This window comes from Streptomyces sudanensis (assembly GCF_023614315.1).
Taxonomy (GTDB): Bacteria; Actinomycetota; Actinomycetes; order Streptomycetales; family Streptomycetaceae; genus Streptomyces; species Streptomyces sudanensis.
The window spans coordinates 2491898-2504713 of record NZ_CP095474.1 but is presented as its reverse complement, the minus strand read 5'-3'; the positions used below and the strand labels follow the sequence as shown (position 1 = coordinate 2504713).

Annotated in this window: 12 protein-coding genes and 1 pseudogene; 10 read left to right on the top strand and 3 right to left on the bottom strand. The window is 74.2% G+C overall.

Going from position 1 to position 12816, the window contains the following annotated elements; translation table 11 throughout:
- Positions 1-101: 101 nt before the first annotated feature.
- Positions 102-1040, top strand: a complete 939-nt coding sequence (locus MW084_RS11570) for a GNAT family N-acetyltransferase (RefSeq protein ID WP_078571583.1) — start codon at positions 102-104, stop codon at positions 1038-1040.
- A gap of 560 nt (positions 1041-1600) precedes the next feature.
- On the opposite strand, the gene MW084_RS11565 is transcribed toward MW084_RS11570, so the two are convergent.
- The gene (locus MW084_RS11565; RefSeq protein ID WP_010470316.1) at positions 1601-2056 is read right to left on the bottom strand and encodes an Lrp/AsnC family transcriptional regulator; all 456 of its coding nucleotides are present in this window, start codon (positions 2054-2056) and stop codon (positions 1601-1603) included.
- Between the two features lie 124 nt (positions 2057-2180).
- Here MW084_RS11565 and MW084_RS11560 point away from each other — a divergent pair, with 124 nt between their 5' ends.
- Positions 2181-3188, top strand: a complete 1008-nt coding sequence (locus MW084_RS11560; RefSeq protein ID WP_010470317.1) for an asparaginase — start codon at positions 2181-2183, stop codon at positions 3186-3188.
- A 270-nt stretch (positions 3189-3458) separates the two neighbouring features.
- On the opposite strand, the gene MW084_RS11555 is transcribed toward MW084_RS11560, so the two are convergent.
- On the bottom strand, positions 3459-3944 hold the full coding sequence (locus tag MW084_RS11555; protein ID WP_029553464.1) for a GNAT family N-acetyltransferase: 486 nt from the start codon (positions 3942-3944) through the stop codon (positions 3459-3461).
- A gap of 68 nt (positions 3945-4012) precedes the next feature.
- Between MW084_RS11555 and MW084_RS11550 the strand changes: the two genes are divergently transcribed.
- Positions 4013-4810: an exodeoxyribonuclease III gene (locus MW084_RS11550; protein WP_029553465.1), complete on the top strand. Its 798-nt coding sequence runs from the start codon at positions 4013-4015 to the stop codon at positions 4808-4810.
- Between the two features lie 341 nt (positions 4811-5151).
- Here MW084_RS11550 and MW084_RS11545 read toward each other — a convergent pair whose 3' ends face one another.
- A complete protein-coding gene (locus MW084_RS11545; protein WP_010469737.1) occupies positions 5152-5340 on the bottom strand; it encodes a hypothetical protein in 189 nt (62 codons plus the stop codon).
- Positions 5341-5478: 138 nt separating this feature from the next.
- On the opposite strand from MW084_RS11545, the gene MW084_RS11540 reads away from it, so the two are divergent.
- The 7 genes and pseudogenes from MW084_RS11540 to MW084_RS11510 all read left to right on the top strand — a co-directional run bounded on the left by MW084_RS11540 (position 5479) and on the right by MW084_RS11510 (position 12778).
- Positions 5479-6585, top strand: a complete 1107-nt coding sequence (locus MW084_RS11540) for a helix-turn-helix domain-containing protein (protein ID WP_029553399.1) — start codon at positions 5479-5481, stop codon at positions 6583-6585.
- 703 nt (positions 6586-7288) lie between these two features.
- Positions 7289-7561: a hypothetical protein gene (locus MW084_RS11535; RefSeq protein WP_010469740.1), complete on the top strand. Its 273-nt coding sequence runs from the start codon at positions 7289-7291 to the stop codon at positions 7559-7561.
- An 89-nt stretch (positions 7562-7650) separates the two neighbouring features.
- A complete protein-coding gene (locus MW084_RS11530; protein WP_010469742.1) occupies positions 7651-8613 on the top strand; it encodes a helix-turn-helix transcriptional regulator in 963 nt (320 codons plus the stop codon).
- A gap of 356 nt (positions 8614-8969) precedes the next feature.
- Positions 8970-10520: pseudogene (locus MW084_RS11525) on the top strand (flavin-containing monooxygenase); the annotation flags it as partial.
- An 86-nt stretch (positions 10521-10606) separates the two neighbouring features.
- The gene (locus tag MW084_RS11520) at positions 10607-11587 is read left to right on the top strand and encodes an alpha/beta fold hydrolase (protein WP_010469744.1); all 981 of its coding nucleotides are present in this window, start codon (positions 10607-10609) and stop codon (positions 11585-11587) included.
- A complete protein-coding gene (locus tag MW084_RS11515) occupies positions 11584-12465 on the top strand; it encodes an SDR family oxidoreductase (RefSeq protein ID WP_010469745.1) in 882 nt (293 codons plus the stop codon). Before MW084_RS11520 ends, MW084_RS11515 begins: the two co-directional genes overlap by 4 nt.
- Positions 12466-12562: 97 nt before the next feature.
- Positions 12563-12778: a hypothetical protein gene (locus tag MW084_RS11510; RefSeq protein ID WP_010469746.1), complete on the top strand. Its 216-nt coding sequence runs from the start codon at positions 12563-12565 to the stop codon at positions 12776-12778.
- The last annotated feature ends 38 nt before the right edge of the window (positions 12779-12816 follow it).

Here is a 12816-nt window from a genome sequence, read left to right as displayed (position 1 = left end):
TACGTCGGGACCCTCCCGCGCCGCGGCGCTGTTCACGACGTAAGCGTCCCCCGGCAGGAAAGGCGTTGCTCTGCCATTTCCCAGCCGTGATCATGTACCGGATGCGATTCTTTCCCGCTACCGCGGACTCCACCGCCCTGGACCGTGCCGTCGCGTACCCGGCCGATGGTCCCCTCATCGCCCTGACCGCCGAGAGGATCCGCGAGGAGCTCGATGCCGACCGGTGCCGCCCGGAATGGGTCTGGCTCGCCACGGACGAGGACGGGCACGTCCTTGCCCGTGCGCTGTGGTGGGGCCGTGCCGACAGCGAGCGTCCCATAGCGCTCGACTGCCTCCAGGTCCGCTCCACCGTCGCCGATCCGGTCGCCGTCGCCACCGGGCTCCTTGACGCCGGGCACGCCGCCTTCGGTGAGCGCCCTCTGTACAACCTCTCCCTCCCCGCTGACTGGAGCGGTCGGCCGGAACTGGAGGAGGCTGTGGCCTGGCGTCGCGAAGCGGGCCTGCGTACAGGGCTGAGCCGGGAGATCCAGCGCCTGCGGTACGAGTGGACTCCGGCGGCGGGACTGCCTGGGGCCGGCGGCCGGCTGACGTTCCGCGAGGGCAGCGACGAGGAGTTCCTGGAGGCCTTCGTCCGGGTGTCGGCCGACAGCCTCGACCAGGCGACCCGTGACGAGCTGCGAACGAAGAGCGCCAGGCAGCTGGCCGAAGAGGACATGAGGTTCTACCTCGACTGTCCTGGTGAGCGTTCCTGGTGGAGGCTTGCGGAGCTGCCCGACGGCACTCTCGTCGGCCTGGCTGTCCCATCGGCGACCCCGTACAACCGCAACGTCGGGTATCTCGGTGTCGTACCCGAGCAGCGCGGCAAGGGACTGAGCGACGAGATCCTCGCCGAGATCACCCGCTTCCACGCGGCCGAAGGCGCCGAACGCGTCACCGCGACCACGGACACCACGAACATCCCGATGGCCGCCGCCTTCGAGCGCGCCAAGTACGAGGTGACGGAGATCCGCATGGTTCTGGAGGCTCCGGGGGCAGCGTGACGTGCCCATGGGAACGGCGTTCCACCACCGTGAGCCGCGTTACGGCAGTGAGGTCTTTTCAGCGAAACAACCCCGGCGGAGCCGGCTGATCTGCACGTGCTCGGATGGATCGGGCTGGGCGACCCCGGCTCCGGAGAGACATAGGACCCCTGAGGGGAACGGGCCTGCCGGGGCCATGTCCACCGAACCAGAGCTTCACGCTGCCCATCCGTGCTGCCACGCTCGGCGTTTCGCGTCGTGCCGTGGACCACCCGTCCCGACTGTCGGCCGCGCGCCGACGCCGGATCGGCGCGCCGCGCGGCTCGCGGGCGCCGGGCCCGTTCCACCAGGCCGTGCTGGCCCTGCCTCATGTGCGGGCGCCGGGTGAGCGCACCGCCGCCGGGCCCAAGCGGCGATGGCGCACCCTGCGGTACGTCACCCTCGGCCCCAGCCGGATCGGCGACACCGCCCGAGCTGCCCTCGTCCTCGGCGGGATCTGGAATGGATCACCGCTGAGAAAACCTCACCGGCCGGACGCCGCTTCCGCTCGCCCGGCCGGCGGCCTCCCGGGCGGAGTGGGGTCACGGGTCGACCGGCAGGCCCGTCGGGCCCTTCACGCGCTTCATGATGATCTGGGAGTTGACCTCCGTGACCCCCGTCAGGGCGGTCAGCTTCTCGATCCACAATCGTTCGTACGCGCGCAGGTCCGCCACCGCGATCCGCAGCAGGCAGCCCGGACTGCCGAACAGCCGGTACGCCTCGATGACGTCCGGGATGTCCTGGAGGGCCGCCTCGAACGCCTCCACCACCGCGCGGTCCCGCTTCACCTCGATGGAGACCAGCACCTCGAAGCCCCGGCCCACCGCCTCCGGATCGATCACCGCCCGGTAGCCCCGGATCACACCGTCCTGCTCCAGTTGCCGCACCCGGCGCATGCAGGGGGACGGGGTCAGGCCGACCCTCGCGGCCAGCTCCTGGTTGCTCAGCCGGCCGTCCTCCTGGAGCTCGCGCAAGATAGCGTGGTCGATCGCGTCCATGGCGCAATCATCCGCCAATGAACCGGGAAACGGCAGGGAAATGAGCGATCCCGTTGCGCACAGGCTCTCCTATCATTGCTTTTTCGAACACTTTTGGCTGTGCGCGAGGAGAGGGCGGGGCAGCGTGGGACGGGTCGTCGTGATCAGCACCGGCGGGACGATAGCGAGCCGCTGGCAGGGCTCCGGGTTCGCCGCCGAGGCGCACGGGCGGGAGGTCGTGGAGACCGCCGCCGTGCCGGAGGGCGTCACCGTCGAGGTCGTCGACCTGTTCAGCGTCAACAGCCCCCGCCTCACCACCGCCCACCAGCTCACCCTGCTGCGCACGGTGCACGAGGTCCTGGCGGACCCCGGCGTCGAGGGCGTCGTCGTCACCCACGGCACCGACACGCTGGAGGAGTCGGCGTTCCTCGTCGACCTCCACCACCACGACCCGCGCCCCGTCGTGTTCACCGGCGCCCAGCTCCCCTTCGGCGCCGAGGACGGCGACGGGCCGCGCAACCTCCACGACGCGCTGCTCACCGCCGCGCGCTGCCGCGACCTGGGCGTGCTGATCGCCTTCGACGGGAAGGTCCACGCGGCACGCGGCACGGTCAAGACCCACACCCTCGACGCCGACGCCTTCGCGGACCCCTCCGGCATCCACCTCGGCCACATCGGCTTCGGCAAGGTCACCGTGGTGCGCCGGCCCGAGCGGCCCGCCCCCCTGCCCCTGCCCGGTGCGTTCGGCACGCCCCCGCGCGTCGACATGGTGATGCACCACGCCGACGGCGACCCGCTGCTGCTGAACGCCGCCGTCGACGCCGGAGCGCAGGGCCTGGTCCTCGTCGCCACCGGCGCCGGCAACGCCACGCCCGAGATCGCCTCCGCCGTCGCCGAGGCCACCGCGCGGGGCGTCCTGGTCGCCCTCACCACCCGGGTCCCGGCCGGACCGGTCTCCCAGATCTACACCCACGGCGGCGCCGTCGACCTCGTCGCCGCGGGCGCCGTCCCCACCGGGACGCTGCGCGCCGGCCAGGCCCGCATCGCCGTCCTCGCGGCGCTCCTCGCGACCCCCGACGCCGCCGAGCGCGTACGGCTCCTGCGGCACGCCCTCGGTGACGCCGCACCGGCCGCGGCCCTGACCGGACGGTGACCTCCGGCCAGGGCGGGGTCCGGCCCCTACGGGCGTGCCCGCCCCTGCCGGGGGCGCGCCCGTAGGGGAGCCGGCGATCAGCGCGTACGGACGCGACCCCCTCCTACGGGCGCCCGCGCCGCGTACGGGCGCCCGCGCCGCGTACGGGCACCCGCGCCGCGTACGGGCACCCGCCCCGCGTACGGACGCCCCCATGGCCGAGTACGGCGCCCGCGCCGCGCGGCCGAAAGGCGGTCCGGGGAACGCGCGGCCGGGCGGCGGTGAAGGCCCCTACCGGCCCGCCAGCGGCTTCGCGAAGCAGCGGCTGTCGTCGTGGTGGCGGTACAGGCCGAACTTCCCGCACGGCTCGTAGCCGCTGGACAGGTACAGCGCGATGGCCTCCGGCTGCTTGGTCCCCGTCTCCAGGACCATCCGCCGCCGCCCCGCCGCGCGGGCGTCCTCCTCCAGGCGGGCCAGGAGACGCCGGGCGAGGCCCTGGCCGCGCGCCTCGCGGACCACGTACATCCGCTTCAGCTCGGCGTCGCCGTCCGCGTACCCCTCGCCGTTCTCGTCCATCGCCCGCCAGCCGCCCGTGGCGACCGGGCGCCCGAGCCCGTCGTACACCATCAGGTACAGGCCGCGCGGCGGCCGGAACATGGCCGGGTCGAGGGGGGTGCCGTCGCCCTCGCCGCCGTACAGCTCGGCGTACTCGAGCTGCACCTCGTTGCTGAGTTTGACGGCGTCCGGGTGGTCGAACGGCATGGGTTGTATAATCATGCGGGACATCGTACTTCTATGCGTGACGGGGCGGTGGACCGCGCTTCGGACTGTCGTATTGTGCCGGGATGCTCACTGTGACGACCGTCAACGTCAACGGCCTGCGCGCCGCCGCCAAGAAGGGGTTCGTGGAGTGGCTGGCCGGCACGGCCGCCGACGTCCTGTGCCTCCAGGAGGTACGGGCCGCGGAGACCCAGCTCCCCGAGGAGGTCAGGGCGCCCGGCGGATGGTACGCGGTGCACGCCCCGGCCGCCGCCAAGGGGCGCGCGGGCGTCTCCCTCTACACGCGGCGCGAGCCGGACGCGGTACGGGTCGGCTTCGGGGTGAGCGAGTTCGACACGTCGGGCCGCTACCTGGAGGCCGACCTGCCGGGCCTCACGGTCGCCAGCCTCTACCTGCCGTCCGGGGAGGTCGGCACGGAGCGCCAGGACGAGAAGGTCCGCTTCATGGACGCCTTCCTGCCGTACCTGAAGGAACTGAGGGAGCGCGCGGCGGCGGACGGCCGCGAGGTCCTGGTGTGCGGCGACTGGAACATCGCCCACCGGGAGGCCGACCTGAAGAACTGGCGGGCCAACCGCAACAGCTCGGGCTTCCTCCCCGAGGAGCGGGAGTGGTTCGGCCGGGTCCTCGACGAGGCGGGGTACGTCGACGTGGTCCGCGCCCTCCACCCGGACCAGGACGGCCCGTACTCGTGGTGGTCCTACCGGGGCCGGGCCTTCGACAACGACTCGGGCTGGCGGATCGACTACCACCTGGCCACGCCGGGCCTGGCGGCCCGCGCGCTGAAGGCGTGGGTGGAGCGGGCCGAGTCCCACCCGGCCCGCTGGTCGGACCACGCGCCGGTGACGGCGGTCTACGGCCCGTAGCCCCGCCGCGCCCGGGCGGTCCGGGGGGTCCGGGTGGTCCCGCCGCGCCCGGGCGGTCCGGCCCGAAGGCCCGCGCTGCGGCGGCGGGTCACCCGTGGTCCGGTCGTGTCCGGGCGGTCCGGCAGCGGGGGCAGGCGCAGGGGGGCCAGGCGCCTCCGAGACGCCGGTGAGTTTCTCCCGGTCGCGGAGGATCGTGGGGGCGCTCCAGGTGCGTCCGCCGTCCCGTGAGACCCGCAGGGTGAGCAGCGGCGGCTCGCCCGCCCGGCCCGCCCCGTCCGCCTCGCGGGTCCCGTCCGCCTCTCGGGTCTCATGGGCCCCGTGGGCCTCGCGGGTGGGGCGGGTCACCGGTGGCCGCCGGGGTGGCGGCGGAGCAGTACGTTGCAGTCGGAGGCGGCCGACATGTCCCCCCGGGCGCGGACCCGGGCCCGTAGGGCGGCCAACTCCGCGCAGTCGGGGCACCCTTCGACCGGGGCCGGGTCCGGTGGCGGTGGTTCGATCGGCGCGTGCACGTGGTTCGACGGCTTGCTCATTCTTTTTCCTCACTCCTCGTCGTGCTTCCACGATCGGCCGACCGGCGGAAGTCCAGTAGGGGCATTCCCAGGGGCAAGGTGGTGCCCTGCCGGATGATTCACGCATCCGGGGTGCGGGCCCGGGGGCATGATGGGCCCATGGCCGTCGGGGAGTTGATCAGGGAGCTTCGCAGGGCCCGCGGTTGGTCTCAGGGGCGGTTGGCGTCGGAGGTCAACGCGGAGTTCGGGACGAACCTCGATCGGGAGTACGTGAGCCGCTGGGAACGTTCCCGGGTGTCGCCGGGGCCGTATTACCTCCGCTGCCTGTCAGCCGTCCTGGACGTTCCCCTGGCCGTGCTCGAGGGTGAGGGGAGGCGCCGTACGTTCCTCAACGACGTCGCCGCGACCGCCATAGCTCCCGTCGTGGCGTCGGACCTGCTCAGCAAGGGTTTCGCCGCACGGCTCGCCGGGGGGCCCTCCTCCGACGACTGGGAGGAGAAGCTGGCGAGGTACGGCACCGAGTACATGAGCCTCGGGGCAGCCGACATCCAGCGCAGGGTGGCGGGCGAGCTGGTGGTGGTGCAGCAGCAACCGGACACCCCCCGGCTGTGGTCCGTCGCGGCTCGCCTCATGACCCTGTACGCCAAGACGTTTCCCGGTTCGGACGGTTCCAGGGCCGTGAACTGGTACCGCATGGCGGCCGAGGCCGCCGACGAGTCGGGGGACGACCGGACCCGGGTGTGGGTCCGGGGCCGGGCGGCGATCGCGCTGGGGTACGAGGGGGCGTCGCTCGGCGTCGCCGACATGCTGGCCGATCAGGCCATGGCCATCAGCGCCCTGCCCTCGCTCGGCCTGCTGAACGCCGTCTACGGGAAGGCGCACGCCGCGGCGATCAGGGGGGACGTGGACACGGTGCGCCGGCTGATGAGCCAGGGGCGGCGGGTGTTCGACGAGGTGGGGTCGTACGAGCAGACCAGCGACTACGCCGTGCCGTGGTGGCGGCTGAACGTCTTCGTCTCCCTGCTCGCCGCCCGGATCGGGGACGAGGACACGGCGGTGGCCGCCCAGGAGGCGGCCCGGCGCGAACTCCCGGCCGAACTCCCCAGGTTCGCCACACACCTCGAAATGCACCAGGGGCTTATGCTCGCCCGCTCCGGTGACGTGTCCGGCGGAGTGGCGTACGCGCGGGCCGCCCTCGACGCGCTGCCGCCGGAGAAGCACTCCCTGACCCTGCGCCTGCTCATGGCCGAGGTGGAACGGTCCTGAGCGCCGTGCCCGCACGGTCGGTTCCGGTGGTCGGCAACGGGTGGGAACGGCCGGGAAACCGTGCGTCGGCCGGGCACTGCTTCTCGGTTCCTGCCGGGTGGGTGTGGTTTCGCTCGGACCGAGGGAGGCACGCCGATGTCGCGCGCCCCCTTTCCGCCGGGCGGTGCACGGTGGCACCAGGGCGGGAGCGCCGAAGGAACGGGGCGGGTGTTCCCGTGTCATGGAGGGCTTGCAGGAAAAGGACCTTGGTCGTCCGGGGCGTTGGGGCTTCGGCGGCCGAGCCGGGGCGGCGGGTGCCGTGAGGGAGTGGTCGGTCAAGGTGGCGGCGGGCCCTGGAGCCGGGGCCATCGATGTGACGGAGCGCAGGGACACCGGGCCGCCGTACGGGGCGGCGTGGTGACGGGGTGTCGGGTGAAGGTCGGGTGGATCCGTGGGGGNNGGGTGGCGGGAGGGGGGCGGTGTTCTCGTCGGGGTGTCCGCCGTCTGGAGTATCGTACAGATGGCGGAGTGTTACCCCTCCGGCACGCACAGGTGATCTCGCTCGTGGGGAAACGTTGTTTTCGCGCGACCGGCACTGAAGGAGCGCAATCTCCAGTGGTAGACGTTCATCCCCGCTTCGCCTTCGCGCGGGATGCGGCCCCGTACCCTCACCGGGGCGGCGGGGGCCGCGCGGCCGCCGTCCGCGAGTGGGGGCGGTAGCCGCATGGTGGGTCGCGAGCTCAAGCCCTCCGACCATCCGAAGAAGGAGGTCCGCCGCGTCCTGGAGCAGTGGGTGGGGCGGGGCTGGACGCTGCGCAAGGAAGGCCACTGGGGCAAGCTGTACTGCCCGTGCGAGGCCCGCTGCACCACCATCCCGATCTCCGGGTCGCCCCGGAACGAAGGGGCCCACGTGCGCCGGATCGATCGCCTGGCGTCCCGCTGCCCCCTTCCGCCGGAAGCGCCGAACCGTAGTCTTGCCGGGCGACCGCACCCTTAGGTACGGGAACGCTTGTCCGTATTTGGTACGGTTTGCGTTGACGAATGTCAACGGGTCTGCGACTGTGGCGAGGGACTAGGGGGCCAACCATGGACTACGACTTCACCTTCGTCGTCTCCGGTGTGGATGTCGACAACCAGGCTGCCGTCGACGTCTTGCTCGAGAAGTGCGACGCCTTGTTGGCCCGGGCCGGGGGTGTGGACCTGCTGAGCACGACCGGTTCCGGCGGCTCGGCGGTCGAGGCCGCGCTGGCCGCGGCGTCGGCCGCCCGGGCGGCGGTGCCGCGGCTGCGGGTGTGCCGGTTGGACCGCGATCTGGTCGGAGTCCACGAGATCGCCGAGCGGACGGGGCGCTCCCGGCAGAACGTCAGCCAGTGGATCGCCGGCGAACGCAAGGCGCGCGGCGTCCCGTTCCCCGCCGCCGAGGGGACCGTCGGCAGGTCGCAGGTCTGGCTGTGGAGCGAGGTCAACCGGTGGCTCGCGGTCCACGGCCTCGACGACGGGGTCGCGTACCCCACCCGCGCCGAGATGGCGGAGATCGACGTGGCGCTCGCCGCCGAGGCCGCCGGGGCCCCCGGCCCCGGGCCAGAGGAGGCCGCCGGGGCCCCCGGTCCCGGGCCAGAGGAGGCCGCCGGGGCCCCCGGTCCCGGGCCGGAGGAAGCCGCCGGGGAGCCACGGGACGAGCGCGCTTCGGTCTTCACAGAGCACCTGACCCGCCTCGACCACACCGTCGACGAGTGGGGAGCCCCCGTCCTGCTGGTCACCGACCCGGCCGAACCCGCCCGCGGGGTGATGGAGTGCGTGTCGAGCTTCGGGCACGACGTGAGCCTCGTGACGACGGCGGACCGGTCCACGGTCACCGTGCTGTCCACCCGCCCCCCCCTGGGACCGACGAAGATCATCACCGTGCCCCGGAACGCGACGGTCGGCGACCTGCTCCGCCTGGTGCAGGAGAACCCGGAGGCGGCCTTCGCCATGGAGGCGTCGGAGGGGGCGGAGGCGGCCGGGAGGGACGCTCCGCCGATCCAGCGCCGCCGGGCCATCGCCGTGTAGGCACGCCGGACCCGGCCCATATGGGTGCTGCCCAGACGCTGGCCCTACCCGTACGGGTTCTGCCCGCGCCGGCCTATCCGTACGGGTCCCGCTGGGGTGCCGGTCCTGCCCGTACGGGTTCTGCCCAGACGCCGGTTCTGCCCGTACGGGTCCTGCCGGGGTGCCGGTCCTGCCCGCGCTGGCCTACCCGTAGGGGCCCCGCCCGCGCCGGCCTCCCCGGACGGGTCACCCGGGGTGCCGGCCCGGTGCGGGCCCGTACCGGCGGCGGGTTCCCGCGCATCCCCTACCGCCGAGTAGGGGACTGCCCTACCCTCCCGGCAGTGCCGGCGGTCGCCGGCGGAGCATCGGGAGGCGGCATGAGCGACCATGCGCGCGGGCACGTGCGGGTGGCGGTGATCGGGTCCGGCTTCGGCGGCCTCGGCGCCGCCGTCCGGCTGCGCCGCGAGGGGATCACCGACTTCGTCGTCCTGGAACGGGCCGGCGCGGTCGGCGGCACCTGGCGCGACAACACCTACCCCGGCTGCGCCTGCGACGTCCCGTCGCACCTGTACTCGTTCTCGTTCGCGCCCGACCCCGACTGGCCCCGCGCCTTCTCCGGGCAGCCGCGCATCCGCGCGTACCTGGAGCGCGTCACCGACGACTTCGGACTCCGCCCGCACCTGCGGCTGGGGCACGAGGTGCTGGGGGCGCGCTGGGACGCGGACGCGCTGCGCTGGGAGATCGGGACGTCCCGGGGCGCCCTCACCGCCGACGTGGTCGTCTGCGCGACCGGCCCGCTGTCCGAGCCCCGCGTCCCGGACGTGCCCGGCCTCGACGGCTTCCGCGCGGCGGGCGGCCGGGTGTTCCACTCCGCCCGCTGGGACCACGACTACGACCTGGCCGGCAAGCGCGTCGCGGTGGTCGGCACCGGCGCCTCCGCCGTCCAGATCGTCCCCGCCGTCCAGCCCGTCGTCGGCCGCCTCACGCTCTTCCAGCGCACCCCGCCGTGGGTCCTGCCGCGCGCCGACCGCGCCGTCACCCGCGCCGAACGCCTGCTGCACCGCCGCTTCCCGCTCACCGCCAAGGCCCGCCGGGCCGTGCTGTGGGCCGTCCGGGAACTCCAGGTCGGGGCGTTCACCAAGCGGCCCGGGGCGCTGGGCGCGGTCGAGGCGCTCGCCCGGGCCCACCTGCGCCGCGCCGTCGAGGACCCCGTCCTGCGCGCGAAGCTGACCCCGTCGTACCGGATCGGCTGCAAGCGCATCCTGCTCTCCAACGACTACTATCCGGCCCTCGCCCGCCCGAACGTCGACGTCGTCGCCGCCGGGCTGGCCGAGGTGCGCGGCCGGACCGCCGTCGGCGCGGACGGCTCCGAGGCGGAGGTCGACGCGCTCGTCTTCGGCACCGGTTTCCACGTCACCGACATGCCCATCGCCGACCGCGTCGTCGGCGCCGGGGGCGTCACGCTCGCCGAGGCGTGGAAGGACGGCATGGAGGCGCTGCGCGGCACGACCGCCGCCGGCTTCCCCAACTGGTTGACGGTCATCGGCCCCAACACCGGGCTCGGGAACTCCTCGATGATCCTGATGATCGAGTCGCAGCTGAACTACCTGGCGGACTTCCTGCGCAGGCTGGACCTCCTCGGCGAGGGGCGGGCCCTCGTCCCCCGCCCGTCCGCCGTCGCCGCGTGGAACCGGCGCGTCCAGGCGCGGATGGAGCGCACGGTGTGGACGTCCGGCGGCTGCGACAGCTGGTACCTGGACGCGCGCGGGCGCAACACGACGCTGTGGCCGGGCACCACGGCCGAGTTCCGGCGGGCGACGCGCGCCGTGGACCCCGACGAGTACGAGGTGGTGCGGGCACCCGCGAAGGCCGCCGCCCCCGGCGGGAAGGCCACCGCCCCCGGCGGGAAGGCCGCCGCCCCCGGCGGGNAGGCCGCCGCCCCCGGCGGGAAGGCCGCCGTCCCCGGAGGGAGCGGCCGGGGCGGGACCGGGGACGGTCGAGGGGAGGCCGCGGCATGAGCCCCGCCGCACGGCCGTCCGCCCCCCGCACGCCGGCCGCCCCCCACCCGCCGATCGCCCCCCGCACGCCGGTCGCCGTCTCCGCCGACGGCCACCGCCTATACGTCGAGGTCCACGGCCCCGAGGGCGCGCCCGCCGTCGTCCTGGTCCACGGCTGGACCTGCTCCACCGGCTTCTGGGCCGCCCAGGTGCGGGACCTCGCCGCCGACCACCGCGTCGTCGTCTACGACCAGCGCGGCCACGGCGCCACCCCGCCCCCCGCCGAACCGTCCGGCTACTCGACGCGGGCCCTCGCCGACGACCTGGAGGCGGTCCTGACCGCCGTGCTCGCCCCGGGCGAGAAGGCCGTGCTGGCCGGGCACTCCATGGGCGGCATGACGCTGATGGCCGCCGCCGGGCGTCCCGCCGTGCGGGAGCGCGCCGCCGCCGTCCTGCTGTGCAGCACGGGCGCCTCCCGGCTGGTCCACGAGTGCCTCGTCCTGCCGCTGCGGCCCGGAGCCCTGCGCGCCCGGATCACCGGCGCGCTCCTCGCCGCCCGCGCCCCGTTCGGGCCGGTCACCGCCGTGTCGAGGGCGATCCTGAAGTACGTCACGATGGGACCGGGCGCGGCGCCCGACCGGGTCGCGGAGTGCGCCCGCATCGTGCACGCCTGCCCGCGCGCCGTGCGCGTCGCCTGGTCGCACGTACTGGGCGGACTGGACCTGGAGAGCGCGGTACGGGAACTGGACGCGCCCACGGCGGTCGTCGTCGGCGCGGCCGACCGGCTCACCCCGCCGGTCCACGCCCGCACGCTGGCCGCCGCCCTGCCGCGGTGCCTCGGCCTGGAAGTCCTGCCCGGCGTCGGGCACATGGTGCCCGTCGAGGCGCCCGAGGCCGTCACCGCGCGGCTGCGCGAACTGGCCGCGACGTACCTGCGCGGCGGCGCCGACCACGCCGGCGCCGGCCCCGAGGACGCGAAGGAGGAGGAAGCCGTATGAGCGGAAGGACCCTCGAAGGACGGGTCGCCGTCGTCACCGGCGGCGCACGCGGCATCGGCGAACTGCTGGCCCGCGAACTCTCCGCACGCGGGGCGCGGATCGCCCTGGTGGGCCTCGAACCGGACCGGTTGCGCCGGGTGTCGGAGGGACTGCCCACCGGCGGAGGGTGGTGGCACGCGGACGTCACCGACCACGAGGTGATGGCACGGGTCGCGGCCGAGGTGCAGGAGCGCTTCGGCGGGGTGGACGTCGTCGTCGCCAACGCCGGTGTGGCGGCGGGCGGTCCGCTCGCCGGCTCCGACCCGGTCACCTGGCGGCGCGTGATCGAGGTCAACCTCGTCGGGAGCGCCGTCACCGCGCGGGCCTTCCTGCCCGCACTGCTGGAGAGCCGCGGGTACTTCCTCCAGATCGCGTCGCTCGCCGCCGTCGCGCCGGCGCCGATGATGACGGCGTACTGCGCGTCCAAGTCGGGCGCGGAGGCGTTCGCGCACTGCCTGCGCGCCGAGGTCGCCCACCGGGGCGTCCGGGTCGGCGTCGGCTACCTGTCGTGGACGGACACCGACATGGTGCGCGGAGCCGACCGGGACGACGCGGTACGGGAGTTGCGGCGGAGGCTGCCCTGGCCGGCGGGCCGCACCTACCCGCCGGAGCCGGCCGTCGACCGGATCGCCACCGGCGTCGAGCGGCGTTCGGCGCACGTGTACGGCCAGTGGTGGCTGCGCGGTGTGCGGCCCGTGCGGGCGTGGCTGCCGAAAATCGTCGCGGCGGCGAGCCGGCGCGAGATGCGGCGCTTCGAGTCCCGGCCGGCGGAGGTGTCCCGGGGGCTGGTGGGCGAGGGGGGAGCCGCCGACGAACGGGCGCGTGCGGAGCGTGACTGATCGAAATGCGCGGTATGTCGGCTCATGCCAGGCTGGTCGGCGCGGGGCCGCTCACGGCTCCGCGTCCCCCCCACCCCGTGTAGGAGTGAGATCCGGTATGGGTATTTCCGGTGAGTTCAAGGACAAAGCCGAGCAGATGAAGCAGCAGGGCGGCCGGCAGACGCAGGGCATGAAGGACGAGGCGCAGCAGCGCATGCAGCAGCGCAAGGGCAAGCAGCAGGACCGGCCCGAGCGCGGCCGTCCGACGGGCCGCGACCAGGACGAGACGATGCGCGACAGGCAGGGCATGAAGGACGACGCGTACGACATGTGACGCCGCCACCCCTTCCGCGGTGCCCCGGGCGGCCCCNG

Bases quoted from the DNA above. Each gene is read 5' to 3' on its own strand.
- MW084_RS11570 (WP_078571583.1), top strand. From the start codon at position 102: ATGCGATTCTTTCCCGCTACCGCGGACTCCACCGCCCTGGACCGTGCC.
- MW084_RS11515 (WP_010469745.1), top strand. From the start codon at position 11,584: ATGAGCGGAAGGACCCTCGAAGGACGGGTCGCCGTCGTCACCGGCGGC.
- MW084_RS11550 (WP_029553465.1), top strand. From the start codon at position 4,013: ATGCTCACTGTGACGACCGTCAACGTCAACGGCCTGCGCGCCGCCGCC.
- MW084_RS11520 (WP_010469744.1), top strand. From the start codon at position 10,607: ATGAGCCCCGCCGCACGGCCGTCCGCCCCCCGCACGCCGGCCGCCCCC.
- MW084_RS11565 (WP_010470316.1), bottom strand. From the start codon at position 2,056: ATGGACGCGATCGACCACGCTATCTTGCGCGAGCTCCAGGAGGACGGC.
- MW084_RS11540 (WP_029553399.1), top strand. From the start codon at position 5,479: ATGGCCGTCGGGGAGTTGATCAGGGAGCTTCGCAGGGCCCGCGGTTGG.
- MW084_RS11510 (WP_010469746.1), top strand. From the start codon at position 12,563: ATGGGTATTTCCGGTGAGTTCAAGGACAAAGCCGAGCAGATGAAGCAG.
- MW084_RS11530 (WP_010469742.1), top strand. From the start codon at position 7,651: ATGGACTACGACTTCACCTTCGTCGTCTCCGGTGTGGATGTCGACAAC.
- MW084_RS11545 (WP_010469737.1), bottom strand. From the start codon at position 5,340: ATGAGCAAGCCGTCGAACCACGTGCACGCGCCGATCGAACCACCGCCA.
- MW084_RS11555 (WP_029553464.1), bottom strand. From the start codon at position 3,944: ATGATTATACAACCCATGCCGTTCGACCACCCGGACGCCGTCAAACTC.
- MW084_RS11535 (WP_010469740.1), top strand. From the start codon at position 7,289: ATGGTGGGTCGCGAGCTCAAGCCCTCCGACCATCCGAAGAAGGAGGTC.